Here is a 23248-nt window from a genome sequence, read left to right on the forward strand (position 1 = left end):
TCAGTCCCTGACGTCCGAGCCGGGCAGGCCGGGCAGGTCGGCGGGCGACAGGCGCACGTGGCGGATCGCCTGGCGGTGCCAGGTGTAGGCCACGTGCACGGCGCCGTCGCTCGTCTGCGTGATGCTCGGGTACGACAGCTCGCGGTTCAGCCCGTCGCGCGAGTTGTTCGAGAGGCACCAGCCGTCGCCGTCCTCGAGGTCGACGCGGTGCGGCCAGCTGCGGCCGCCGTCCGTCGACACGGCCAGCGACATCGGAGCCCGGGGCGTGCCCCAGAACGCCGTGCGGTCCGGGGTCGTCACGTCGTCCGCGGCACCGACGGCCGAGGAGGCGCGGGGCGACCCGGCCGGGACGCCCGCCGAGGTCGTCGACCCGGCCCGCGCCTCCTGGTCGACGTCCGCGTCCGCGCCGGGCAGCATCGCCTGCTCGACGATGCCGGACTCGTCGATCTCGTCGTAGAGCCCGAGGCGGCGCTGGGTCGTGGCGTCCGCGCGGCGGTGGTTGTAGACGATCGCGAGGCGCCCGTCGGCGAGTGGGACCCACTGCACCGAGGAGTTGTTGTTGGGCAGCTCGGTCGGCGCGGGCGCCGTCCAGGTGCGGCCGCCGTCGGTCGAGCGGGACTCGTGGACGGCGTCGGCCCAGCGGCTGCGGAAGAGGGCGAGCAGCGAGCCGTCGGGCAGCTCGTGCACGTTCATGTGCACGGCCCCCGTGCTGCCCGGGACGGCGACCTCACCCCACGTGCTGCCGCCGTCCCGGGAGGTCATCACCGAGCTCGTGTCGTGGTCGCCCACCCACGCCTGCCCGGGGGTGGTCACGCAGCGGAAGACCGGCACGAGCAGGTCGCCGTCCCGGGTGACGATCGGCGGCTGCCGCACGAAGACGCCTCCGGTCTCGTCGGCCGCGAAGAGCGTCGACGGCTCGCCCCAGGTCGCCCCTCCGTCGGTCGAGACCCGGCGGCGCACCTCGGCCGAGTCCTGGTTGCCCGCCCGCTGAGCCGTGTAGAGCAGCCAGACGTCGCCCGAGGGGGCCGTGAAGAGAACGGGGTTCTGCTCGGAGCGCGCGGGATCGTCGCTGAGCCGCACGGGCTCGGACCACACCTCGCCGTCGAGGGTCGAGAACCAGACGTGGATGTCCGAGACGCCCTCCTGCGTGCCGCCGAACCAGACGCAGGCCAGGCGACCGTCGGGCAGTTCGGCGAGGTTGGCCGCGTGCGACTGCACCGTCGCCGTGGGCAGGTACGACCACGAGCGTCCCGCCGCGTCGGGTCGCAGTCGGCCGTCGGCGACGACGTCGTCCGCGCCGTCTGCGCCGACCGGGACCGCGTCGACCGGGACCGCGGCGCCCGCATCCGCCGCCGTGTCCTGCGTGCTCATGCCGCGCCTCCTGCGGTCGCGTCGGGCTCGTCCGTCGCGGTCGCCCGCTGCAGGTGGTCGCGTGCGGCGGCCTCGAGGTGGTTGAGGTCACCGGCGACCGTCGCGAACGTGTAGCCCGCGGCGAGCCGCTGCCGGGCGACGTCCCCGTGCGGCGTGTGGATGCCGGCGGCGATGCCTGCCGCCTCGGCCGCCGCCGCCACGCGGACGAGGGCGGCGTCGAAGGCCTCCTGCACGGCCGGGTCGCCCGGGTAGGCCCCACCGACCGCGATGCACAGGTCGCTCGGCCCGACGTAGAGGCCGTCGAGCCCGGGCGTCGCGGCGATCGCCTCGACGTTCGCGAGCCCGTCGGGGGTCTCGATCATGGCGAGCACGATCGTCGTGTCGTTCGCGTCGGCCGGCACGGGGCCGATGCGCAGGCTCGACCGCATGGGTCCGTACGAGCGGCGGCCGTGCGGCGGGTACTTCGCGCTGCGCACGGCGGACGCGGCGTCCTCAGCCGTGTCGACGAGCGGCACGATGATGCCCGCGGCGCCCGCGTCGAGAGCCTTGCCGATCGGCGTGATGTCGTTCGCCTCGACCCGCACCAGGCCGGCCGAGGTCTGCCCCGCGTCGATCGCGAGCAGGCCGGTCATCATGCCCGCGTAGCCGAAGAGGCCGTGCTGGGCGTCGAGGCAGACGTAGTCGTACCCGAGCCGCGCGATGCGCTCGGTCGCGGGAGGGGCGTCGAGGGTGATCCAGTAGCCGACCGCCCTCTCGCGGCGGCGGATCGTGCGGGCGAAGTCGCTGGCGGTGCTCATGGTGCTCTCTCTCGTGCGGTGCGTGCGGTGCGTGCGGTTCGGTCGGGGGAGATCAGGAGGCGCGGGTCAGCGCGCGTACGGAGGCATCGGCCCCCGCAACGAGCGCCCGACCTCGTCGCAGGCCGCCACCACCTCGTCGGGCAGCGGCCCGTCGGCGATCGCGGCGACGTTGGCGGTCAGCTGCTCGGGCCTCGACCCGCCGAGCAGCACCGAGCCGACCTCGGGTCGGTACGCCACCCAGCGCAGGGCGAGTTCGACGAGCGTCACCCCGGCCTCGGCCGCGACGCCCGACAGTCGGTCGATCGCGGCGAACAGGCCGGCGTCCCAGTAGCGCTTCGTGTACATCTCGGCGAGGGCCGAGTCGCCGAAGCGTCCGTCGGCCGGCGTCTCGTCGAAGCGGTGCCTCCCGGTCAGCAGGCCACCGCCGAGCGGGTTGTAGACCATCGTCTCGAGCCCGTGGACGCTCGCGAACTCGAGGTACTCGTCGTCGAGACGCCGGGCGACGAGGTTGCACAGCTGTTGCGCGACGACCGGGCGGGGAGCCCCCACGGCGTCGGCCACGCGCTCGACGTCGCCGATCTGCCAGGCGGCGTAGTTCGAGACGCCGAGCGAGAGCACCTTGCCCTCGGCGACGAGGGCGGCGACCGTCGACAGGGTCTCGTCGAGCGGGGTCAGCCGGTCGGGCTGGTGCAGGTAGAACAGGTCGAGCCGGTCGGTGCCGAGGCGACGCAGGCTGGCCTCGACGCTCGCGCGCAGGGCCACGGCCGACAGCGGTGGCAGTCCGCCCGCGTCGGCGTGCGGCATGCCGGCCTTCGAGGCCAGCACGACCTCGTCGCGTCGGCCCGCGAGCAAACGGCCGAGCATCGTCTCGGTCGTCCCGCCGACGTAGGCGTTGGCCGTGTCGATCCAGGTGACGCCCGTGTCGCGCGCGGTGTCGAGCATGCGGGCGGCGGTGGCCTCGTCGACGGTGTCGCCGAAGGTCATCGTACCGAGCACGAGCCGAGGAGGCGCGGTGCGGGTCATGCGGTGGCTCCCAACGAGAGGCTGCGGACGACGTGGCGCGGCTTCACGCCCGTCATCGTGGCGGGGTCGAGGGCGGCCCGGCGCAGCCGCCGCGTGTAGTCCTCGGCGGGCGAGGTGAGCACCTGCGCCGTGGCACCCTGCTCGACGACGGCACCCTGCTTCATGACGAGCACGCTCTCGCTGATCTGCTGCACGACGCCGAGGTTGTGCGAGATGACGACGTAGGTGATGCCGGTGTCGACCTGGATCTCGCGCAGCAACTCGAGCACCTGCGCCTGCACCGACACGTCGAGCGCGCTGGTGGCCTCGTCGCAGATGAGCAGGTCGGGGCTCGAGGCGAGCGCCCGGGCGATGCCGATGCGCTGGCGCTGGCCACCCGAGAACTCGTGCGGGCGACGGTCGAGCGCGGTCGACGGCAGGCCGACGCGGTCGATCAGGCGGGCCGCCTCGGTGGCGCGGTCCTGCGCCGACCGCACGCCCTTCAGTCGCAGCGGCTCGGCGACGATGTCCCGGGCGCTCAGGTGCGGGTCGAGCGAGCCGTAGGGGTCCTGGAAGACCATCTGGAACCGGTGCCTCAGGGGCCGCAACCGCGCCTCCGACAGGGTCGCCAGGTCGGTGCCGTCGAGCACGATGCGCCCGCTGGTCGGCTGCAGCAGTCGCATGACCGCCTTGGCGATCGTGGACTTGCCGCAGCCGGACTCGCCCACGATGGCGAAGGTGCTGCCGCGGCGCACCGAGAACGACACGTGGTCGACGGCGCGGTGCGCGGTCGAGCCGCTGCCGTAGTCGACGACGAGGTCGTCGACCTCGAGGATGGTGTCAGACACGGGTGGCCTCCGGTCGGTCGGTGCTGGTCGTGGCGGGTGGGGTCGGGGTCTCGTCCCAGGCGCCCAGGGTGGGCACCGCGGCGAGCAGCCCCTGCGTGTAGGGCTCGGCCGGATGCGCGACGATCTGTCGCACGTCGCCCGACTCGACGAAGACGCCGGCCTTCATGACGTGGATGCGGTCGGACACCAGGCGGGCGACGCCGAGGTCGTGGGTGATCATCAGCAGGCCGATGCCGCGCTGCTCCTGCAGTTCGAGCAGCAGGTCGAGGATGCCGGCCTGCACCGTCACGTCCAGGGCGCTGGTCGGCTCGTCGGCGACGATCAGCTGCGGCTCGCAGGCCAGCGCGATCGCGATCAGCACGCGTTGCAGCATGCCGCCCGAGAGCTGATGAGGGAACTTCCTCAGCTGGGCCGCCGGATCGGGAATGTGCACCTGTTCGAGAAGACGGACCGCCCGGGCCGTGACGGCGGCTCGACCGCTGGCGGCCCCGGCGATGCGGATCGCCTCACCGAGCTGCGAGCCGATCGACCGCACAGGGCTGAGCGCCGTCATGGGGTCCTGCGGGATCAGCGCGACGGCCCGACCCCGCACCTTCCGCACCGCCGAGGCGGAGGAGAGCACGTCGAGGCCCGTGATGCGGACGTGTCCCGAGACGACGGCGAGGTCGGCGGGCAGCAGCTGCAGCACGCCCATCGCGGTGGTCGACTTGCCCGAGCCGGACTCGCCGATGATCGTGACGGTCTCGCCGCGGGCGATGTGGAACGAGACGCCGTCGACGGCGCGCACGATGCCGTTCGTCGTCATCAGCTCGATCTGCAGGTCACGCACCTCGAGCAGCAGGTCGGGCTCGACGGTGTCGTCGGTGGCGAGGCTCATGCGATCGATCCCTTCTTCTCGGCCGAGGCCGACGGGCGCAGCCCGACGAACCGACGGAGGCGCGAGGCCGCCGTCCGGCGCGGCCGGTCCCGCAGGGCGTCGCCCAGCAGGTTCACCCCGACGACGAGCAGCACGATGAACAGGCCCGGGATCGTGACCATCCACCAGGCCGTGGTGACGTAGTCCTGGCCGTCCGAGATGATGCGGCCCCAGGTGGCGAACGGTCGCTGCGGGCCCGCCCCGAGGAAGCTCAGGGCGCTCTCGAGCAGCACGGCCTGGGCGAGCAGCAGCAGCACGACGAGCGTCGCCTGCTTGATCACGTTGGGCACGACGTGGCGCAGCAGGATCGTGAAGCGGTTCAGACCGAGCGTCCGGGCCGACGAGACGTACGGCTTCTCTCGCTCGACGAGCACGAGCGAACGGGTCAGCCGGGCCACCTCGGGCCATTGCGCGATGGCGATGACGAAGGTGATCACGGGGATCGACGGGCCGAACAGCGCCACGACGAGCAGCAGCATCATGAGCAGCGGCAGCGACATCTGGGCCTCGAGCAGCCGGCTGATGAGCGTGTCGGCCCAGCGCCCGTAGAACCCGGCGATCGAGCCGAGCACGACGCCGATCGCCCCCGAGACGAGGACGGCGAGCACGCCGATCGCGAGCGAGACCTGGCCGCCGTGCAGCACGCGCGAGAGCAGGTCGCGGCCGAGCTGGTCGGTGCCGAACAGGTGACCGGCCGTGAACGGAGGCGCGAGGCGGTTGCCGAGGTCCTGGCCGTTCGCGTCGGGCAGCGGCAGGGCCTGCGCCAGCACGATCGGGATGATGACCACGAGGGCGCAGATCGCGCCGACCCAGAGCTTGACGCGTGCGGCGGAGGTCCGTCGGGCCGCCTCGGACCTCTTCAGCAGGCGCGGCGTGACCGCGGTGGGTCGCGCCTCCTCGGGGGTCCGGCCGGACGGGCCGGCGGTCGCCGGGCCGGACGGGCGTCCGGTGGTGTCGGTGCGGGTCATGCGGCACTCGCCTTTCCGAGCCGCACGCGCGGATCGAGCAGGGGATAGGCGAGGTCGATCAGCAGCTGGACGCCGACGGCGAGCAGCGACGTGACCAGCACGGTCGCCTGGATGAGGGGATAGTCGCGGGTCTCGAGCGCCCGCACGATGAGCGACCCGACGCCGGGCCAGGCGAAGACGACCTCGACCACGACGACGCCGTTGAGCATCGCCGCGAAGCGGGTGCCGAGGGCCGTGAAGACCGGGATCGCCGAGTTGCCCATGGCGTAGCGCCAGGTCAGGGCCCGCTCCGAGACGCCGCGCGACCGGGCCACGGTCAGGTAGGGCGCCGAGAAGTTGGTCGCCATCTCGCGTCGCACGAGCCGGGAGATGAGGGCCACCTGCAGGATGGCGATCGTCACGGTCGGCAGGACGAGGCCGCCCCAGGTCGCGAAGCCCGAGGCCGGGAAGATCGGGATCACGACGGCGAAGGCGCTGAGCAGCAGGATGCCGGTCCAGAAGTCGGGCATCGACTGGCCCGCGATCGCGACGACGTTGACGCCGGTCTCGCTGCGGGTGTCGGTGCGGCGGGCCATCCAGACGCCGAGCGGGATCGACACGACCGCCGCCAGCAGTATCGCCGCGAACGAGAGCGTCAGCGTGTACGGCAGTCGTTCGAGGACGACCTGCACGGCCGGCGCCTGGAACGAGTACGAGGTGCCCAGGTTGCCCGTGAACAACTGCTGCAGGAACACGCCGTACTGCTGCAGCAGCGGGTCGTCGAGGCCGAACTGCTCGCGCACGGCGGCGAGCTGCTCGTTCGTGGCGAGCGGCCCGGCGTAGGCCACGGCCGGGTCGCCGGGGGCGAGGCGGATCAGCACGAAGACCGTCGACACCGTGAGGAACACGGTGAGCAGACCCTGACCGAGGCGTTTGAGGATGTAGGTCGCCATGGTCAGGCCCCCAGTCGGACGCTCGAGAGCGGGTACGAGTTCGACGACGCGAGCGAGAGCCGCTCGACGCGCTCGCGACGGGCGAGCACCGACTTGGGCACGAAGGCCCAGGCGCAGGGCCAGGTGTCCCAGGCCGCCTGCTGCGCCTCGGCGAGCCGCTGCTGTCGCAGGGTCGCGTCGGGCTCGGTCGACGCCCGGGCGATCGCCTCGGCCACGTCGGGCTGCACGTAGCCCTGGTAGGTGTCGCGGGTCTGTTCCTTCTCGGCGGTGCCCGCGTACATGCCCTGCAGGATGGTCAGCGCGAGGCCGGTGGGGGCCGAGAAGCCGTTGCCGAGCAGGTCCCAGTCGCCGGCCTTGCCCTGGCGCCATTGCAGGATGTCGCCGCCCGGCTCGAACTGCTGCAGGGTGGTCCGCACGCCGATCGCGCCGAACATCTCGACGAGGGCCTCCATGATGAAGGTGTCGCCGGCGAACTCGCCGGTCTCCCAGATGATGCGCAACGTCAGATCGCTCGCGCCGAGGTCGGCGAGCGTGCGCCGGGCGAGGTCGGGGTCGTAGCTGTACTCGCCGGTCTTCGCGTAGCCGAGCAGGCTCGGCGGCACGACGCCGTCGGCCTGCGTCACCGAGTCGGTCAGCACGTCGCGCACGAGGGCTCGCCCGTCGATCGCGTGGCTGAGCGCCTCGCGCACCCGGGCGTCGGCCAGCGGATGCCCCTCGGGCTTGCGGAAGTTGTAGAAGATCTGGTTGATGCGCAGGCTCGAGGCCTCGTCGAGGGCGATGCCGGGCAGTCCCTGCAGCTGCGTCGCCGAGTCGGGCGTGATCGAGTCGATGACGTCGACCTCGCCGCTGCGCAGGGCGATCACGCGGCTGGACTCCTCGGGCAGGAACCGCACTTCTACCCGGTCGACGCCGGGGGCCTCGCCCCAGTACTGCTCGTTACGGGTCAGGCTGTAGGTGCCGGCGCCGCGGTTGAACCGGGTGACGACGAACGGGCCGCTGCCGACGCCGTCCTGCAGCTCTTCCGGCTTGTTGGCGGCGGCGGGCGTGATCAGGATGTTGCTCATCAACGCGTCGAGCACCGGGATCGGCTGCGAAGAGTCGAGCGTGAAGGTGCGCTCGTCGATCGCGGTCACGGTCGGGAACTCGGGGAAGAAGCTGGCGACGAACGAGCCCTGCACCTGCTCGTACATCTGGAGCGCGGTGGCGACGTCGTCGACCGTGACCGGCGTTCCGTCCGAGTACCGCACGCCCTCGCGCAGTCGGACCGTCCACTGCGTGTCGGTCGTCGGCTCGAAGCTCTCGGCGAGCACGAGCTCGGGCGTGATGTCGGGGCCGATCTGCGTGAGCGCCTGGCGCACCGCCCGCTGCACCGTGACGGCCGCGTCGAACTGGTTGAGCTTGTTGTCGAGGCTGACCAGCGAGCGGTTGAGGGCCAGGGTCAGCGTGCCGGGCCCGGGCAGTCCGGTCGGGCCGGCGCAGCCGGCGAGGCTGGTGGCGGTCACGAAGAGTCCGGCCGCGGCACCCCATCGGAGCAGGGTGCGGCGCGACATCTCGTGGTCCGCGAACGGAACGGTCATCATCGACCTCTCGATCCAGGGGTTCGACGAGGTCGACGGCGCCCGGTCCCGCAGCGCTGCGACGCCCTCGTCCGGGCTGGATGACACTGTGCCAGTGCTGCGCGTTTCGCGCAAGACCATTGGCGCACAACGCGCAGTCGTGTCAGGATGGCCGCATCATGACCCCGATCACCGTCATCGCCGACGACCTGTCCGGCGCCGCCGAGACCGCCGAGCAGTTCCGGCTGCGCGGTCACGAGACCACGGTCTCGCTCGGCGTGCCGTCGGGACGGACCGCCGGGGTGACGGTCGTCGACGTCGGCACCCGCGCCGGCACCGCCGAGGAGGCGCGGGTCGCCATCGACACGCTGCCCCTGCCGGACGGCACCCTCGTCCTGAAGAAGACGGACTCGCTGTGGCGTGGTCACGTCGGGCCCGAGCTCGAGGCCCTCACCGGGCGAGGCTACGACGTCGTCGTGGCGGGGGCGTTGCCGGCCCTCGGGCGCACGGTCGTCGGCGGGCGGCCCCTGGTCGACGGGCGACCGCTGGCCGAGACGCCCTTCTGGCACCTCGAGCCACACGACGCCCCGTCGAGCCTCGCCGACCTGGTCGACCACCCCTCGGTGCTCGTCGGCCTCGACGTCGTGCGCTCGGACCCCGCCGCCTTCGCCGCCCGCCTCGACGACGCACTCGTCGGGGGAGCCCTCGCCCTCGTCGACGCCGAGACCGACGACGACCTCGCGGCCGTGGTCAAGGCCGCCCTCCGGCTGGCCGTCCGCCCCGGGGTCCGTCGGCCGATCGCCCTCGCGGGCAGCGCCGCGCTCGCCGCCGCGCTGGCCGACGCGGTGGCTCCGGCCGTGACCCCGGGGGCCCCCGCCCTCGCGTCCGACGACGTCGGGCCCCGTGGCGGGGTCGGGCCCGTGCGACCCGTCCTCGTCGTGGTCGGCTCGGCCGCCGAGGTGGCCCGGGGTCACGCCGACTCGCTCGCCGCGACCGGTGCGGACGTGCACGTGCTCGACCCGGCGGACGACGCAGGCCACCTCGTCGAGGTGACCCGCGCCTCCTTGTCCCGGTCGTCCGTCGCCGTGCTGACGGTGACCGCCCGGCGCCTGCCCGACCCGCTCGTCGGGTCGGCGGCCCTCGCCGAGGTCGTCGCCCGGATCGGTGCCACCGTCGAGCTCGACCTCGTGCTGACCGGTGGCGAGACCGCCCGGGCCGTGCTCGACCGGCTCGCCACGACCACCCTGCGGCCGCTGGCGCAGGTCGAGCACGGCGCCGTCCTCAGCCTCGCGGGTGACGGGCGGGGCCTCGCGGGCGACGACCGGCTCGTCGCCACGAAGCCCGGCAGCTTCGGCGGCCCGACCGTGCTCGCCGACCTCGTCGACCTGGTGCGCCGCACCCGCGCCGGGGCCGACCCCCACGACCTCACCGCGTCGGCCGCGTCCGGCGCCCCCACGAAACGGAGAACCCCATGACCACGACGACACCCGACACGCGGCCGTTCATCGCCGTCACCATGGGCGACGGCGCCGGCGTCGGACCCGAGGTGACCGTCGGCGCACTGCTCGACGAGGCCGCCTACCGCGACGCCCGCCCGGTCGTCGTCGGCGACGCCCACCGGCTGCGGCTCGGAGCCGCAGCGCTCGGGGTCGAGGCCGAGATCGTCGAGGTCGACGGCCCCGCCGACGCCGTCTTCAGTCCCGGCCGCATCAACGTCGTCGACCCGCACCTGCTCTCGGCCGACCTGCCCTGGGGCGCCGTCTCAGCCGAGGCCGGCCATGCGGCGTACGAGTACATCCGCATCGCGTGCGAGCTCGGCATGGCCGGTCTCGTGCAGGGGATCTGCACCGCGCCGCTCAACAAGGCGGCGTTGCACGAGGCCGGTCACGTGTTCCCCGGCCACACCGAATTGCTGGCGCACTTCATGGGCGTCGGCGAGGTGTCGATGATGCTCTCGACGCCCAAGATCAAGGTGATCCACGTGACCACCCACATCGGGTTGATCGACGCCATCGCGAAGATCGAGCCCGGCCTGGTCGAGCGCACGGTGCGCCGGGGCTGGGAGGCCCTGCGCCGCGCCGGTGTCGACGACCCCCGCATCGGCGTCTGCGCCATCAACCCGCACGCCGGCGAGAACGGCCTGTTCGGCTACGGGGAGGAGGCCGAGAAGATCACCCCCGCCATCGAGGTGCTGCAGGCCGACGGCATCCGCGCCGTCGGGCCGCTGCCGGCCGACACCGCGTTCTTCCTCGGCGGTCGTGGCGACTACGACCTCATCGTGGCGATGTACCACGACCAGGGCCACGGGCCGGTGAAGGTGCTCGGCATCGAGGCGGGGGTCAACATCACCGTCGGGTTGCCCGTGATCCGCACCTCGGTCGACCACGGCACCGCGTTCGACATCGCCGGCACCGGCGTCGTGGCCGTCGGTAGCATGATCGAGGCGCTGCGCCAGGCGGTCGAGATGTCGCCCAGCCCGGCCGACGCCGTCGAGGTCGGTGCGCCGTCGGCGTGACGTCGCCCGCCACACCGATCAGGACGGCCATCGCATGAGCACCAGCGCATGAGCACCACGGCACGGGAGCGACGCCGCGACATCGTCGACCTGGCCCACACCACGGGCCTGGCGAGCGTCGACGAGCTGAGCCGTCGCTTCGAGGTGACCCCGTCGACCATCCGCCGCGACCTCGCCGAGCTCACCCGGCGCGGCGAGATCGCCCGCACCTACGGCGGGGCCATGCCGCTCGGCGCCCCCGGTGCCGAGCCGACCTTCCGTCAGCGCAACCTCGAGGCCGGGGTGGCCAAGGCCGAGATCGCCCGGCACGCCCGCACGCTGGTCCGGGACGGCGAGACGCTGCTGCTCGACGCCGGTTCGTCGGTCGCAGCTTTCGCCCGGGAGGCGCGCTCGGGTCTGGTCGCGACCGTCGCCACCACCTCGATCGCCGTCATCCAGCAGCTCGCCGACTCGGACGGCATCCACCTCGAGTGCCTCGGCGGCACGCTGCGCCCGGCCAGCCAGGGCTTCGTCGGGCCGCTGGCCGAGGCCGCGCTCGAGCGCCTGACCTTCGACCGGGTGTTCCTCGGCGCCGACGGCGTGCTCGCCTCCGGGCACGTGGTCGAGGCCGACCTCGTGCAGACCCGGCTGAAGGAGCTGATGTGCCGCCAGTCCGAGCACGTCTACGTGCTCGCCGACGGCTCGAAGCTCGGTCGCGCGACGTTCCACGCCCGGGCGGCGCTGCCCGAGGGCTGGACGCTCGTGACCGACGCCACGGCCTCGCCCGAGGCGCTGGCCGAGTTCGCGGCCGCCGGCGTCGACGTGGTCGTCGCGCCCGCCGGCTGACGACGCGGCGGTGGCGCGACCTCGTCGGAGGGTCGGCTCCTCGTCGGGCAGGATGGGCGCATGCCCGCACCGACCGCGACCCTGCCCACCGCCCTCGTCACCGGCGCGTCCGGCGGCATCGGCGCCGAGTTCGCCCGGCGGCTCGCGCCCGACCACGACGTGGTGATCGTGGCACGGAGCGGCGACCGCCTCGAGCAGGTGAGGGCCGAGCTCGTGGCGACCCGCGCCTCCGGGTCGTTCACGGCCGTGGTCGCCGACCTGTCGACGCCCGAGGGGGTCGAGATCGTCCTGGCCGCGGTCGGCGACCGCACGATCGACGTGCTCGTGAACAACGCCGGCGTCGGCTCGCACGGGGCGTTCGCCGAGTCCGACCCCGCCGCCGTCCAGGCGCAGGTGCACCTCAACTGCTCGCAGGTGGTCGCGCTGTCGCGCGCGTTGCTGCCCGGCATGGTGGCCCGCCGACGCGGCACGGTGGTGAACGTCGCGTCGACCGCGGCGTTCCAGCCGATCCCGACGATGGCGGTCTACGGGGCGACGAAGGCGTTCGTGCTCTCGTTCAGCGAGGCGTTGCACGCCGAGGTCCGCGGATCGGGCGTCACCGTCACGGCCCTCTGCCCGGGGGCGACCGAGACCGGGTTCTTCGCCGCGACCGGGAGCGACTTCCTCACGAGCGGTCGGCAGACGCCCGAGCAGGTCGTCACCGCGGCACTGCGGGCCGTCCGCCGTCGCCGTGCCGTCGTGGTCAGCGGGCTCGGCAACGCGATCGGCGCCCAGGCGCACCGCTTCCTGCCCCGCCGACTCGTGACCGCGGCCTCGGCCCTCATCGTCCGCGAGCGCTAGGCGCTAGGCGCCGCCCCGCGTCGCACCACGAAATGAACGTCGCACCGACGAAGTGCGTGGTGCGACGTTCAGTCGGCGGTGCGACGCGACCGATCGCCGGTGGTCCGCGCGAGTGCGGCGTCGCGCGCCGCGACGAGCAGGTCGGTCAGCACCGTGCCGGTCGCGCCGCGGTCCTCGGGGTGCCACTGGACGCACCACACCGGTGCCGTGTCGTGCTCGACGGCCTCGACCGTGCCGTCGTCGGCCCAGGCCACCGCGCGCAGGCCCTCGCCCAGGCGTCCCACCGCCTGGTGGTGCGAGCTGCGGACGACCAGCGACGTCGTGCCGAGCATCGAGGCGAGCGTGCTGCCGTCGGCGAGGCGGACGGGATGGTCGACCATGCTGTCCGAGACGTCGTCCGGGTTCAAGTGGCCGGGGTGCTCCAGGTGCTGCACGAGGTCGCCGCCGAGGGCGACGTCGACCACCTGCATGCCGCGACAGATGCCGACCAGCGGCACCCGCGCCTCCACGGACCCGCGCACCACCTCGAACTGCACCCGGTCGGCGTCGGCGAAGGTCTGGCCCCGCCCCGGGTAGTCGGCCGGCCCGCCGTAGTGGCTCGGGTCGACGTCCTCACCGCCGGTGACGAGCACCGCGTCGGCCTCGGCGAGGGCGGTGCGCACGTCGCCGAGCCGGTTCGCGGGCACCCGGCGCACCGCGAAGCCGACCTGCTCGGCGGCGGCGACCACCGAGGTCGACAGGTCGTCGAGCTCGCGCTCGAACGCCGGGTCGTCGCGGGCCTCGTCGGTGACGTCGAGGACCAACAGGTTCAGGAGGCGCGGTGCCGGCGAGTCGCTCATCGCGCCATCCTGGCAGCGTCGCGCCGCGACCGCGGCCCCTGCGGCCCCCGCGGCCCGGGCCGCACGCCGCGCACCCCACCGCGTTTCGTGCACCGCGCCGCGACGAGACCCGGTGCCGTGCACGAAACGCGGCGCGGAGCCGGGCGCGACGGGTCGCTAGTCGGTGCCGTCGATCCCGCCGAGCCGTTCGAGCACGCCCGTGAGGATCGTGCCGGCCGCGTCGGGCAGGACGTGGTGGTTCATGTAGATCGCCTCGAGCCAGGGGAGCACCTCGTCACGACCCCAGCCGACGGCGTCCCAGTCGATGCCGGGCAGGGCCTTCGTGAGGGGCTGGTCGGTCCGCGGGTCGAGCCAGGCCTCGGCGATCGGCACGGCGTCGGACGCGCCCTGCGGCGTCCAGCTCAGCGCGATCGGGTGGTCGTCGCCCTCGATGTGGTCGTGCTCGACGGCACCCGAGCCGAGCCACGGCAGGGTCAGCAGCTCGCCCTCGATGTCGACCTCGATCAGGTCGAGCTTGCGCGGCTCCTCGACCTCGCAGACGTAGAGGTCGAAGCCGGCGTCGTGCCAGGCGGCGGCCTCGTCGACCTCGTCGAGCAGGTCGGGCATGCGGCGGTGCAGGTCGACGATCAGCCGGGTCGACCACTCGACGAGCGCGCGCGTGTCGGCGACGCCGAAGGGGCTGAGGTCGCTGTCGTCGCCGTTCGCGAGGTGGAAGTGGTGCTCGACGTCGCCGGAGGGCGTGGTCTCGAGGTGCACCTGCCCGGTCTCGTAGCCGACGTACAGGGCGGTGATCAGGTCGTCGTCGTCGTACTCGGCGTAGAGGTTCGGCTTGCCGAGCGCGGTCGGCAGCGGTGTCTGCGCGGCCGGGCGCTGGCCCAGGTCGAGCACGGCACGGAAATGGGTGGTGGGGAGCCTCAGGCTCATGTCGGTCACGGCGTGGGGTCCAATCGGTTGCTCACGCCAGGGTAGAGGACGCGACCGCCCGTCCGCGGACCGTCCACGGCGGAGGAGGCGCGCTCCGGGACTCCCCGGAGCGCGCCTCCTCGTGTGGTCGCCTCGGCGGCGACGCGCCTCCGCGCCTCCGCGCCTACGCGGCGACGGGGCTGCGCTGGCCGACGACCGAACCGGCCTCGGCGGCCTCGGCCGACGCGTCGGCCCCGGTGGCGGCACCACGGCGGACGAACTTCTTCAGCAGGACGAGCACGAACGCGCTCACCACGGTGCCGGCGACGATCGCCAGCGCCCACATGCCCAGGTTGCCGATCGCGAAGAACACGAAGATGCCGCCGTGGGGGGCCTGCGACGTGACGCCGGCGGCCATCGAGATGGCTCCGGTCACCGCGCCTCCGACCATGCTCGCGGGGATCACGCGCAGCGGGTCGGCCGCGGCGAACGGGATGGCGCCTTCCGAGATGAACGAGGCGCCCAGCAGCCAGGCGGCCGTGCCGTTGGAGCGCTCGACCTGCGAGAAGCCCTTGCGGTAGAGCACGGTCGAGGCGAGGGCCATGGCCAGCGGCGGCACCATGCCGGCGCCCATGACGGCGGCCATGATCATCAGCGGAGCGGGGTTGTCGCTGATCGAGCCCGCCGACAGGCCGGCGACGGCGAACGAGTACGCGACCTTGTTGACCGGGCCTCCGAGGTCGATGCACATCATGAGGCCGAGGATGACGCCGAGGACGATCGCCCCGGTGCCGCTGAGGCCGTTGAGGAAGTCGGTCAGGGCGACGGTCAGGGCGGCGATCGGGCCGCCGAGCACGAGCACGAGCAGACCCGAGGCGAAGATCGACGCGAGCAGCGGGATGATCACGACGGGCATCAGGCCGCGCAGCCAGCGGGGCACGTCGGGCTTGCCGATCCAGTAGGCGGCGAAGCCGGCGAGCAGACCACCGACGAGACCGCCGATGAAGCCGGCGCCCATGAAGACGGCGACGGCGCCGGCGACGAAACCGGGGGCGATGCCGGGTCGATCGGCGATCGCGTAGGCGATGTAACCGGCGAGGGCGGCGACGAGGAAGCCCATCGACAGGTTGCCGATCTGGAACGCGGCGGCTCCGAGGAAGTACATCAGACCCTCGGGCGGCAGGTTGAACAGCGAGTAGTCGGTCAGCACGGTCGCGGCGTTGCCGGCGATCTCGTAACCCGAGAGCAGGAAGCCCAGGGCGAGCAGCAGACCGCCACCGGCGACGAACGGGATCATGTACGAGACGCCGGTCAGCAGCCAGCGCTTGAGCGACGAGCCGAAGCCCTGCTTCTCGGTCGTCGAGCCGGCGGCGGCACCGGCGGCACCGGCGGCCGTGCCGCTCACGCGGGCGGCGTTCGGGTCCTTCGCGGCGGCCAGCGCCTCCTTGACCATGGCGTCGGGGGCGTCGACACCGCGCTTGACCGGTCCGCGGACGACGGGCTTGCCGGCGAAGCGGCCCTGGTCGCGCACGTCGACGTCGACGGCGAAGATCACGGCGTCGGCCTCGGCGATGACGGCCGGGTCGAGCGGGGTGACCTTGCCCGAACCCTGCGGCTCGATCTGCAGGTCGGCACCGAGGCGCTTCGCGGCGGCGACGAGGGCGTCGGCGGCCATGAAGGTGTGGGCGATGCCGGTGGGGCAGGCGGTGACGCCGACCAGCTTCGGGCGACGGGCGCCGTCGCCCGCGGCGTCGGCTGCGGACGAGGAGGCGCTGGTCGCGCCGGCCGCGGTGGTCGCGGTGGCGCCGCGCGTCTCGGCGACCTCGCCGCTGACCTCGTCGTCCACCAGCTTCACGATGTCGGAGGGCGTCTTCGCGGCGCGGAGGGCGGCGGTGAAGTCGTCCCGGATGAGGGCGCGGGCGAGGGTCGAGAGGACCGTCATGTGGTCGCCGTCGGCGCCTTCGGGCACGGCGATCATGAAGACGATGTCGGCGTCGCCGTCGGGGGCGCCGAAGCCGACCGTGCGGGCGAGCCGCGAGAAGGCGAGGGTGGGCTCGGTGACCGAGGCCGACCGGGCGTGGGGGATCGCGATGCCGCCGGGGACGCCGGTGCCGACCGAGGCCTCGCGCTTGATGGCGTCGTCGGCGAGCGAGTCGGCCGAGCCGGCGCGGCCCGAGGCGGCGACACGCGCTGCCAGGGCGCGGATGACGTCGGTCGACGTGCCGCCCAGGTCTTCGTCGAGACCGACGAGGTCGGTGCTGATGAGGGATGACATGCTGTTCTGCTCCTTGGGGTTGGGCGACGCTGCTCAGAGGTGCCCGACGGCCGCGGGGGCCACCGGGACGACGTCGATGTCGTCAGGGAAGGTCTGGTCGAGGCGGGGGACGATGCTGCCGGGCAGGGCCGCGGCGGCGGCTCCGGACGCGACGGCCTGGGCGAGGCGGGCCGGGGCGGGGGCCCCGGCCGTCTCGGCGAGCAGGTAGCCGGACAGCGACGAGTCGCCGGCGCCCACCGTGCTCAGGGCGGTGATGACGGGGGCGGCGGCGAACCACGACCCCTCGTCGTCGATCAACAGGGCGCCCGCGCTGCCGAGGGTGAGCAGCACGGTCTCGACGCCGAGTTCGCGCAGGCGTCGGGCCCCGGCGACGGCCGAGGCCGGATCGGCCTCGTACGCCTCGGGGTCACCGCCGACGATCTCGGCGAGTTCGTCGGCGTTGGGCTTGACGAGGTCGATGCCGACGCCCGACGCGATCAGGGCGGCGAACGGCTCGCCCGACGAGTCGACCGCGATGCGCGGGGCGGCGTCACCGCAGGAGGTACGCACGGCCCGGACGACGTCGGCCAGCCAGGTCATCGGCAGGCCGGGGGGCAGCGAGCCCGCGAGCACCAGCCACGAGGCGAGGGCCGCGTGCTCGACGACGAGCGCGGTGAGCTCGTCCACGTGGGCGCCGAGGTCGGGGCCGAGCTCGTTGATCTTGGTGGTCGTGCCGCCGGGCTCGGTCAGGGTGACGTTGGCCCGGAGGCGCTGGTCGATCGGCAGGTTGACGGTCGGCACGCCCCGCTCGCGCAGGGCGACGAGGACCGGGTCGTCGAGGGCACCGGGCAGCAGGGCCACGGTCTCGGCGCCCGACGCCGCGAGGGCCCGGGACACGTTGACGCCCTTGCCGCCGGGCTCGTCGGTCGTGCTGACCGAGCGCTGCACGGCACCCCGCTGCAGGGTGCCCGGCAGCTCGATCGTGCGGTCGAGCGAGGGGTTCGCGGTGACGGTGAGGATCATGCGGGTGCCTCCTGGCAGCGGTGCGGTGTCGAGCGGGGCCACGACGGGGCGGGGCGCGGGGGTCGAGGCGCTCATGCCACGATCACCTCGACGTCGGCGAGCTCGAGCGCCTCGCCCAGGTCGGGGGCGGGGGGTGCGTCGGTGACCACGGTGTCGATCTCGGCCAGGCGCGCGAACCGCACCAGCGCCTCCTCGCCGTGTTTGGTCTGGTCGACCACGGCGACGACGCGGCGTCCGGCGCGCACGTAGGCCGACTTGACGGCGCCCTCGAACTCGTCGGGGGTCGACAGTCCGAAGCCGGCGCTGAGGCCGTTCGCGCCGACGAAGACGATGTCGGGTCGCAGGGCCTGGATCTGCTCGACCGTGCTCGTGCCGACGGCCGCACTGGTCAGGCCGCGGACGCGTCCGCCGAGCAGGTGCAGGTCGACGTGGGGGCTGTGCTGCAGAAGCGCCGCGATCGGGACGGCGTTCGTGATGACGGTGAGGACGGTGCCGGGCGTCGCCGGGGTCCAACGGGCGAGCTCGGCGGCGACGGCGGCCGTGGTGGTGCCGGCGTCGAGGGCGATCGACCCCGTGAACGTCGGGGGCACGAGGTGCGCGGCCGCCTGGGCGACCGACGTCTTCTCGGGGCTGTGTCGGGTCTCGCGCTCGCTCAGGCTGAGCTCGCTGACGCTGGAGCGGCCCGCGACGACGGCACCGCCGTGCACGCGCTGCAACAGGCCCGCCTGCTCGAGGGCGTCGAGGTCGCGGCGGACCGTCTCGGCCGTGACGTCGAGGCGCAGGGCGAGATCGCTGACCGACACCCGACCGGCCGAGCGCAGGGCTTCGGCGATCGACTCGTGCCGTTCGGTGGCGTACATGCGACCTCCTCGTCGTCTCGCGGTGCTGCTGTTGCCGGTGCTGCTGGTGTCCGTACTGCTGGTGCTCGTGCTGCGGGTGTCCGTTCGGCGGTGTTCCGTGCCGTGTGGGCCGACTGTACGACGCTTCCACAGAGAAAACAAGACAAAACCAGAAAAACGAAGAAGAACGCAGATCGCGCACCCGCGACGATCGGCCATGTCCGCAATGCGCACTCTTGCCGATCTGGCTAGTTCCTCTAGCTATCCACCTGTCACAGTGATGGACGTACCGGTTCACGGCGGTACGGGCACCGACTTCACGGGCGGTGCCGAAGCTCCAGCAGGTTCCTCAGGTGGCGCAGGGTCACCAGAAATGAGAAGAACATGAACACCAGCAGCACCTCGCTCCAGGGCCTCGGCCACGAGCAGCTCGTCTCCCTCGTCCGCGGGACCGTCGGTTCGGCTCGCCCCTCGGCGGCCCGTCCGACCACCGGTCGCGTCGACGCCGGCCTCTACCGCCGCGACCCGCGCGTCCCGGCCGTCCGCATCGAGACCTACCCCCGTCGTCGTCGGGCGCGTGTCGCGGCCGTCGCCCTCGCCGCACCGATCTCGGCAGCCGTCTCGGCCGTCGCCCGGGTCGACGAGCCCACCTACGCCGACTTCCTCGTGGCCGCCCCGGCCCACGCGATGTCGGCCTGAGGCAGGCACGATGACCTTCGCGCAGCGCATCCTCGCCGACCAGGTCGGCGACCACGTGTCGTACTTCGACACGGCTCTCGACGACACCGACGACCTCGACTGAACGGCCCGACCATGACCCCCTCGCTTCCCTCGCTCGACACCCTCGTCCACCCCGATCTCCACGAGTACGTGGCCGACCGCTACCCCTTCGTGGCCGGCCTGGTGGACGACGACCAGATCTGACCGTCCCGGGCCCCGGCCCGGTGCACGACTTCGGACGGGCTGACGCCCGGCCCGTCGACGGTGCGTACCAGCGGCCCGCAGCGCGGGACGCCGACGAGCACCCCACGAGAGCCCCCTCACCCCGGTGAGGGGGCTCTCGCGTGTCCGAAGACGCCACCCGCGGGGGAGGCGAGTGGTCCTCGGGGCGGACGCCGCGCCTCCTCGGGGTCCGTAGCGTGGACGAGGTCGCACCCGTCGGGGCGACGGTGCGGCCACCCTGCCCGCGCCGACGACGAACCGAGGAGGCGCGGTGTCCGCCGTCGAGATCGTCCCGCGTCACCGCCCGGGTCGCGCCGCCCGCACGCGCGAGTCCCTGCTCGACCTGCTGGCCTTCGGCCGCGCGCAGGCCCTCTCGTGCGCGTTCGCCGTCGCGATCTTCGCCGGGCTCGCCGTGACCCGCGTGGTGGACGTGGGCATCCCGCGCTACGACGCCCTGCTGATCTGGTGCCTGCTCGTGCAGGTCGTCCTCGTCGCGACGCGGCTCGAGACCCGGGACGAACTGCTCGTCATCTGCGTCTTCCACGTCCTGGGCCTCGGGCTCGAGGTGTTCAAGGTGGCGATCGGGTCGTGGTCGTACCCGGAGCCCGGCGTGCTGCGCCTGGGTGACGTGCCGCTCTACAGCGGCTTCATGTACGCGGCCGTCGCGAGCTACATCTGCCAGGCGTGGCGACGGCTCGACCTGCGCGTCGACCCCGTGCCGATGGTGGCGACCATGGCCGTCGCGGTCGGCTTCTACGTCAACTTCTTCACGAACCACTGGATCACCGACCTGCGCTGGGTGCTGCTCGGCGTCGCCGCGCTGCTGATCGCCCGACGGTCGGTGACCTTCCGCGTGCGGGGCCTCGACCGCCGCATGCCGTTGCTCGTCTCGTTCGCCCTGATCGGGCTCTTCATCTGGGTCGCCGAGAACGCCGCGACCCTGCTCGGCGCCTGGACCTACGCCTCGCAGGCCGACGGCTGGAGCCTCGTGCACCCCAGCAAGATCGGCTCGTGGATGGTTCTCGTGATCTTCAGCTTCATGCTCGTGCTGTGGCTGAAGCAGCGGAAGGGGCCGCGACGACGTGACGGCGTGACGGCGTGACGGCGTGACGACGTGACGGTCGCACCACCGTCGCGTCGTCGAACCGTGGTCCGGGTGGTTCGACGACGCGGACGTGGTGCGTCCTCGCTCGCGGGTCGCGTCAGGGGGCGGCGTGGCGCCCGACGCGCGTGGGGGCCGGCGCGGCCGGAGCGGCAGCAGCGGCGGCCACGGGGGTGGCGGCCACAGCGACGGCGGCCACGGGGACGGCGCCCACGGGGACCGCGCCCACGGCGTCGGCCACGTCCTGGGCCAGCGAGGCCGCCTGCGGGGCGCGACCCGACACGGCCGCCGCGACCGCCGCCTCCCGGGTCTCGTACATCGTCGGCAGGTCGTGGCCCCCGTCGGCCGTCTCGTAGCTCTGCAGCTCGATCTCGGCCAGGCGGGCGAACTCGGCCAGCTTCTCGGACGACACGCTCTTCGCCTTGCGGGGGCGGGTGTTGTGCAGGCAGAACGTGCCGATCGCCTCGCCCGTCGACGAGTGGATCGGGTGTCCGGCGTAGAAGTACCCGTGGTTGAGGTCGAGGTAGGGGTTGTCCTTGAAGCGGTCGTCCTTGCGGGCGTCCTCGACGATCACGGGGGCGTCGGCCGCCACGGTCACGTCGCAGAAGGTCAGTTCGCGCGGGATCGACACCGGCAGCAGCTCGGTGTTGACGGCGTAGTACAGCTTCTTTCCGTCGAGCAGCGAGACGACGGCGACGTCGACGCCGAATTCCTTCTCGGCGCGGCGGGCGAGGTCCTGCAGGGTGTCCGAGCCGCCGGTGCTCGCGAGCTCGACCAGCGTCTCGGCACCCGACCACTCGAAGGTCGGCTCGGGCAGTGCCCGCCGCGGACGGGCAGGAGGCGCGGTGCCGGTCGGCGGGACGGGCGCGGTTCCGGGGGCGGTCACGGGTGCAGGCGTCGGTGTCGTGGCAGGTGTCGGCAGCGGTGCGGGTGCGGGTGCGGTTGCCGAGCGCGCCGCGACGGCCTGCTCGGCCTCGAGTCGGGCGACGGCCGCCCGTGCGGCCTCGAGCCGTGCGACGACCGGGTCGACCGGAGCCGGCGCGGCCACCGACGCCGCCAGTCGGGCCACCTCGAGCTGGGCCGCGACGCGCTCGGGCACGAGGGGGGCCACCGATGTGCGCGGGATGTGCTCGACCGATTCGCCGCGGCGCACCACGTCGAGGGTCGGGGCGACCCGGTCGGCGACCACGGCGCCCCATTGTCGGTACATCGTCTCGCAGCCGTGTGGGCGCCCGGGCTGCAGCTCGCCCGGGGGCAGCCGGAAGTACGAGGTCGACGGGTGCTGTGAGGCGACCCGCTCGGTGATCTCGTTCATGCGCGCGGCGTGCCGGTCGGCGACCGATCCGAACGGGTTGTCGAACCGCGTCACCGAGCGCACGGGCTGCACGCCGACCAACACGATGCGGGCGGTCGGGTGGACGCGGCGCGTCAGGTCGGTGACGAGCGCCGTGACGTCGCGCTGCCAGCTGTCCAGCGGAGTGAGCATGACGGCGTCGTTGAGGCCGAGCATCACGACGACCGTGTCGTACAGGCTGAGGTCGTGGTCGCCGATCCACGAGCGGGCCGACCCGGCGTTCATCATCTCGTCACCGATGTAGTCCACCGAGCACGCACGTCCGGTGTTCTTCGACGTCTCCTTGGCGATCTGGCCGGTGAGTGCCTGCTCGTGGCTCGTCACGCCGAAGCCGTGGGTCGGGCCCGTGCCGATCAGCAGCACGGTGTCGGGGTCGGGGGAGTCCGCCCGGTAGGTCGGCCGGCCGCGCGGGGAGGGCACGTGGCGCGAGCGCGAGAGCGTCCACAGGTAGAACAGGCGCATGGCAGGCCTCAGCCGCTCGTAGCTGCGCGTCGGGTGCGCGGGTGTGTCGACCGTCCTGGTCACGTGGTGCTCCTCGGGTGTCTCTCGGTGTGTCGTCCCCCCGTCCCAGGCTAGGCAGCGGGCGTGCGCCGGGCTGCCCCCAGTGCGGGTCCGCGGTGGCCCCTCTTCTGGTCGCACCCCTGCGCAGCCCCGTCGTTCCGGGGGCGTCCACCCGAACCTGGACGCAGGAGGCGCGGGGCGAGCAGGCTGGTACGCGTGACTCCCGCAGACAGCACGTCCCCCGACGACGACCACGGTTCCGTCGCCACCGCCCTCGAGCTCGTGGCGGACGAGGTCGACGCCGCCGTCTCGGCGGTCCTCGACGCCGACGCCGGGGGTGACGACTCGTCCGACACCTCCGGCCAGCTCGACGCCTTCGCCGACCTGCTCGACGACGCCGAGCGCGTCTTCGTCCACGGGGCGGGTCGCTCGGGGCTCGCCCTGCGCATGACCGCGATGCGGCTGATGCACCTCGGTCTCGAGGTGCACGTCGTGGGTGAGGTGACGACTCCCGCCATCGCCGACGGAGACGTGCTGCTCACCGCGAGCGGCTCGGGCACGACGTCCGGCATCGTCGCCGCGGCCCGCACGGCCGTCGACGCCGGGGCCCGGGTGGCCGCGATCACCACCGCCGCCGACTCGCCGCTGGCCGACCTGGCCGAGGCCGTGCTCGTGGTCCCCGCCGCCGACAAGCAGGACCGCTCGGGAGCCGCCTCGTCGCAGTACGCCGGCGGCCTGTTCGAGCAGACGGTCGTGCTGCTCGGCGACGCCGTCTTCCACGCGCTATGGAAGCGTTCGGGTGCCGACGCCGACGAGCTCTGGCCCCGCCACGCGAACCTCGAGTAGCCGCCCCCACCTCCGCGCGCGGCGCCCTTCGCGCCGCGCGCTCAGCGTCACGCCGTCGATGCGCTGTCGAACCAT

21 protein-coding genes are annotated in these 23248 nt (G+C 73.2%); 7 read left to right on the forward strand and 14 right to left on the reverse strand.

Features of this window, described 5'->3' with window-relative positions:
- The 8 genes from BIV04_RS05050 to BIV04_RS05085 form a co-directional block, all read right to left on the reverse strand.
- Nucleotides 1-1371, reverse strand: coding sequence for an exo-alpha-sialidase (locus BIV04_RS05050; protein ID WP_083396170.1), 1371 nt, complete (start codon nucleotides 1369-1371; stop codon nucleotides 1-3).
- Nucleotides 1368-2168, reverse strand: a complete 801-nt coding sequence (locus tag BIV04_RS05055) for an HpcH/HpaI aldolase/citrate lyase family protein (protein ID WP_071254901.1) — start codon at nucleotides 2166-2168, stop codon at nucleotides 1368-1370. The genes BIV04_RS05050 and BIV04_RS05055 overlap by 4 nt, the downstream gene beginning before the upstream one ends.
- A 66-nt stretch (nucleotides 2169-2234) precedes the next feature.
- Nucleotides 2235-3191: an aldo/keto reductase gene (locus tag BIV04_RS05060; RefSeq protein ID WP_071254902.1), complete on the reverse strand. Its 957-nt coding sequence runs from the start codon at nucleotides 3189-3191 to the stop codon at nucleotides 2235-2237.
- Nucleotides 3188-4018, reverse strand: a complete 831-nt coding sequence (locus BIV04_RS05065) for an ABC transporter ATP-binding protein (RefSeq protein WP_071254904.1) — start codon at nucleotides 4016-4018, stop codon at nucleotides 3188-3190. Before BIV04_RS05065 ends, BIV04_RS05060 begins: the two co-directional genes overlap by 4 nt.
- The gene (locus tag BIV04_RS05070; RefSeq protein WP_071254905.1) at nucleotides 4011-4895 is read right to left on the reverse strand and encodes an ABC transporter ATP-binding protein; all 885 of its coding nucleotides are present in this window, start codon (nucleotides 4893-4895) and stop codon (nucleotides 4011-4013) included. The genes BIV04_RS05065 and BIV04_RS05070 overlap by 8 nt, the downstream gene beginning before the upstream one ends.
- Entirely contained in the window at nucleotides 4892-5902 is a 1011-nt protein-coding gene (locus BIV04_RS05075; protein ID WP_083396171.1) for an ABC transporter permease, read from the reverse strand. Before BIV04_RS05075 ends, BIV04_RS05070 begins: the two co-directional genes overlap by 4 nt.
- Nucleotides 5899-6834, reverse strand: coding sequence for an ABC transporter permease (locus tag BIV04_RS05080; RefSeq protein WP_043594466.1), 936 nt, complete (start codon nucleotides 6832-6834; stop codon nucleotides 5899-5901). The genes BIV04_RS05075 and BIV04_RS05080 overlap by 4 nt, the downstream gene beginning before the upstream one ends.
- Nucleotides 6835-6836: 2 nt before the next feature.
- Nucleotides 6837-8411: an ABC transporter substrate-binding protein gene (locus BIV04_RS05085; protein WP_071255283.1), complete on the reverse strand. Its 1575-nt coding sequence runs from the start codon at nucleotides 8409-8411 to the stop codon at nucleotides 6837-6839.
- Between the two features lie 158 nt (nucleotides 8412-8569).
- Here BIV04_RS05085 and BIV04_RS17395 point away from each other — a divergent pair, with 158 nt between their 5' ends.
- From BIV04_RS17395 to BIV04_RS05105, 4 genes are read left to right on the forward strand one after another with little or no spacing between them, the layout of a single operon-like run.
- On the forward strand, nucleotides 8570-9865 hold the full coding sequence (locus tag BIV04_RS17395) for a four-carbon acid sugar kinase family protein (protein WP_071254906.1): 1296 nt from the start codon (nucleotides 8570-8572) through the stop codon (nucleotides 9863-9865).
- A complete protein-coding gene (pdxA, locus tag BIV04_RS17400; RefSeq protein ID WP_071254908.1) occupies nucleotides 9862-10905 on the forward strand; it encodes a 4-hydroxythreonine-4-phosphate dehydrogenase PdxA in 1044 nt (347 codons plus the stop codon). Before BIV04_RS17395 ends, pdxA begins: the two co-directional genes overlap by 4 nt.
- A 48-nt stretch (nucleotides 10906-10953) precedes the next feature.
- Nucleotides 10954-11730 (forward strand): DeoR/GlpR family DNA-binding transcription regulator, encoded by a 777-nt coding sequence (locus BIV04_RS05100; RefSeq protein WP_071254910.1) that lies wholly within the window; start codon nucleotides 10954-10956, stop codon nucleotides 11728-11730.
- Between the two features lie 60 nt (nucleotides 11731-11790).
- Entirely contained in the window at nucleotides 11791-12570 is a 780-nt protein-coding gene (locus tag BIV04_RS05105; RefSeq protein WP_071254912.1) for an SDR family oxidoreductase, read from the forward strand.
- A gap of 68 nt (nucleotides 12571-12638) precedes the next feature.
- Here BIV04_RS05105 and BIV04_RS05110 read toward each other — a convergent pair whose 3' ends face one another.
- The 5 genes from BIV04_RS05110 to BIV04_RS05130 form a co-directional block, all read right to left on the reverse strand.
- Nucleotides 12639-13409 (reverse strand): gamma-glutamyl-gamma-aminobutyrate hydrolase family protein, encoded by a 771-nt coding sequence (locus tag BIV04_RS05110; protein WP_071254914.1) that lies wholly within the window; start codon nucleotides 13407-13409, stop codon nucleotides 12639-12641.
- A 156-nt stretch (nucleotides 13410-13565) separates the two neighbouring features.
- Nucleotides 13566-14342 carry a hypothetical protein gene (locus tag BIV04_RS05115; RefSeq protein WP_071254916.1) on the reverse strand — a complete coding sequence of 259 codons (777 nt, stop codon included), beginning with the start codon at nucleotides 14340-14342 and terminating at the stop codon, nucleotides 13566-13568.
- A 154-nt stretch (nucleotides 14343-14496) separates the two neighbouring features.
- On the reverse strand, nucleotides 14497-16587 hold the full coding sequence (locus BIV04_RS05120; RefSeq protein WP_071254918.1) for a fructose-specific PTS transporter subunit EIIC: 2091 nt from the start codon (nucleotides 16585-16587) through the stop codon (nucleotides 14497-14499).
- 33 nt (nucleotides 16588-16620) lie between these two features.
- Complete coding sequence (locus tag BIV04_RS05125) at nucleotides 16621-17589, reverse strand: 1-phosphofructokinase family hexose kinase (protein ID WP_071255286.1); 969 nt, start codon at nucleotides 17587-17589, stop codon at nucleotides 16621-16623.
- A 71-nt stretch (nucleotides 17590-17660) separates the two neighbouring features.
- Nucleotides 17661-18449 carry a DeoR/GlpR family DNA-binding transcription regulator gene (locus tag BIV04_RS05130; protein ID WP_071254921.1) on the reverse strand — a complete coding sequence of 263 codons (789 nt, stop codon included), beginning with the start codon at nucleotides 18447-18449 and terminating at the stop codon, nucleotides 17661-17663.
- Nucleotides 18450-18812: 363 nt separating this feature from the next.
- On the opposite strand from BIV04_RS05130, the gene BIV04_RS05135 reads away from it, so the two are divergent.
- Nucleotides 18813-19127 carry a hypothetical protein gene (locus BIV04_RS05135; RefSeq protein WP_071254924.1) on the forward strand — a complete coding sequence of 105 codons (315 nt, stop codon included), beginning with the start codon at nucleotides 18813-18815 and terminating at the stop codon, nucleotides 19125-19127.
- 514 nt (nucleotides 19128-19641) lie between these two features.
- Complete coding sequence (locus BIV04_RS05140) at nucleotides 19642-20472, forward strand: DUF817 domain-containing protein (protein ID WP_218141822.1); 831 nt, start codon at nucleotides 19642-19644, stop codon at nucleotides 20470-20472.
- Between the two features lie 100 nt (nucleotides 20473-20572).
- Here the strand turns inward: BIV04_RS05140 and BIV04_RS05145 are convergent, their stop codons facing one another.
- The gene (locus BIV04_RS05145) at nucleotides 20573-22351 is read right to left on the reverse strand and encodes a GAF domain-containing protein (protein ID WP_143048570.1); all 1779 of its coding nucleotides are present in this window, start codon (nucleotides 22349-22351) and stop codon (nucleotides 20573-20575) included.
- Between the two features lie 192 nt (nucleotides 22352-22543).
- Between BIV04_RS05145 and hxlB the strand changes: the two genes are divergently transcribed.
- Nucleotides 22544-23173 carry a 6-phospho-3-hexuloisomerase gene (gene hxlB, locus BIV04_RS05150; RefSeq protein ID WP_055970883.1) on the forward strand — a complete coding sequence of 210 codons (630 nt, stop codon included), beginning with the start codon at nucleotides 22544-22546 and terminating at the stop codon, nucleotides 23171-23173.
- Nucleotides 23174-23248: the final 75 nt, after the last annotated feature.

Source organism: Frigoribacterium sp. MCBA15_019, assembly GCF_001864945.1.
GTDB lineage: Bacteria > Actinomycetota > Actinomycetes > Actinomycetales > Microbacteriaceae > Frigoribacterium.

What these genes read in the sequence shown, in the direction of transcription:
- BIV04_RS05050 (WP_083396170.1), bottom strand. Translation starts at nt 1,371, where the DNA reads ATGAGCACGCAGGACACGGCGGCGGATGCGGGCGCCGCGGTCCCGGTC.
- BIV04_RS05055 (WP_071254901.1), bottom strand. Translation starts at nt 2,168, where the DNA reads ATGAGCACCGCCAGCGACTTCGCCCGCACGATCCGCCGCCGCGAGAGG.
- BIV04_RS05060 (WP_071254902.1), bottom strand. Translation starts at nt 3,191, where the DNA reads ATGACCCGCACCGCGCCTCCTCGGCTCGTGCTCGGTACGATGACCTTC.
- BIV04_RS05070 (WP_071254905.1), bottom strand. Translation starts at nt 4,895, where the DNA reads ATGAGCCTCGCCACCGACGACACCGTCGAGCCCGACCTGCTGCTCGAG.
- BIV04_RS05075 (WP_083396171.1), bottom strand. Translation starts at nt 5,902, where the DNA reads ATGACCCGCACCGACACCACCGGACGCCCGTCCGGCCCGGCGACCGCC.
- BIV04_RS05080 (WP_043594466.1), bottom strand. Translation starts at nt 6,834, where the DNA reads ATGGCGACCTACATCCTCAAACGCCTCGGTCAGGGTCTGCTCACCGTG.
- BIV04_RS05085 (WP_071255283.1), bottom strand. Translation starts at nt 8,411, where the DNA reads ATGACCGTTCCGTTCGCGGACCACGAGATGTCGCGCCGCACCCTGCTC.
- BIV04_RS17395 (WP_071254906.1), top strand. Translation starts at nt 8,570, where the DNA reads ATGACCCCGATCACCGTCATCGCCGACGACCTGTCCGGCGCCGCCGAG.
- pdxA (WP_071254908.1), top strand. Translation starts at nt 9,862, where the DNA reads ATGACCACGACGACACCCGACACGCGGCCGTTCATCGCCGTCACCATG.
- BIV04_RS05100 (WP_071254910.1), top strand. Translation starts at nt 10,954, where the DNA reads ATGAGCACCACGGCACGGGAGCGACGCCGCGACATCGTCGACCTGGCC.
- BIV04_RS05105 (WP_071254912.1), top strand. Translation starts at nt 11,791, where the DNA reads ATGCCCGCACCGACCGCGACCCTGCCCACCGCCCTCGTCACCGGCGCG.
- BIV04_RS05110 (WP_071254914.1), bottom strand. Translation starts at nt 13,409, where the DNA reads ATGAGCGACTCGCCGGCACCGCGCCTCCTGAACCTGTTGGTCCTCGAC.
- BIV04_RS05120 (WP_071254918.1), bottom strand. Translation starts at nt 16,587, where the DNA reads ATGTCATCCCTCATCAGCACCGACCTCGTCGGTCTCGACGAAGACCTG.
- BIV04_RS05125 (WP_071255286.1), bottom strand. Translation starts at nt 17,589, where the DNA reads ATGATCCTCACCGTCACCGCGAACCCCTCGCTCGACCGCACGATCGAG.
- BIV04_RS05130 (WP_071254921.1), bottom strand. Translation starts at nt 18,449, where the DNA reads ATGTACGCCACCGAACGGCACGAGTCGATCGCCGAAGCCCTGCGCTCG.
- BIV04_RS05135 (WP_071254924.1), top strand. Translation starts at nt 18,813, where the DNA reads ATGAACACCAGCAGCACCTCGCTCCAGGGCCTCGGCCACGAGCAGCTC.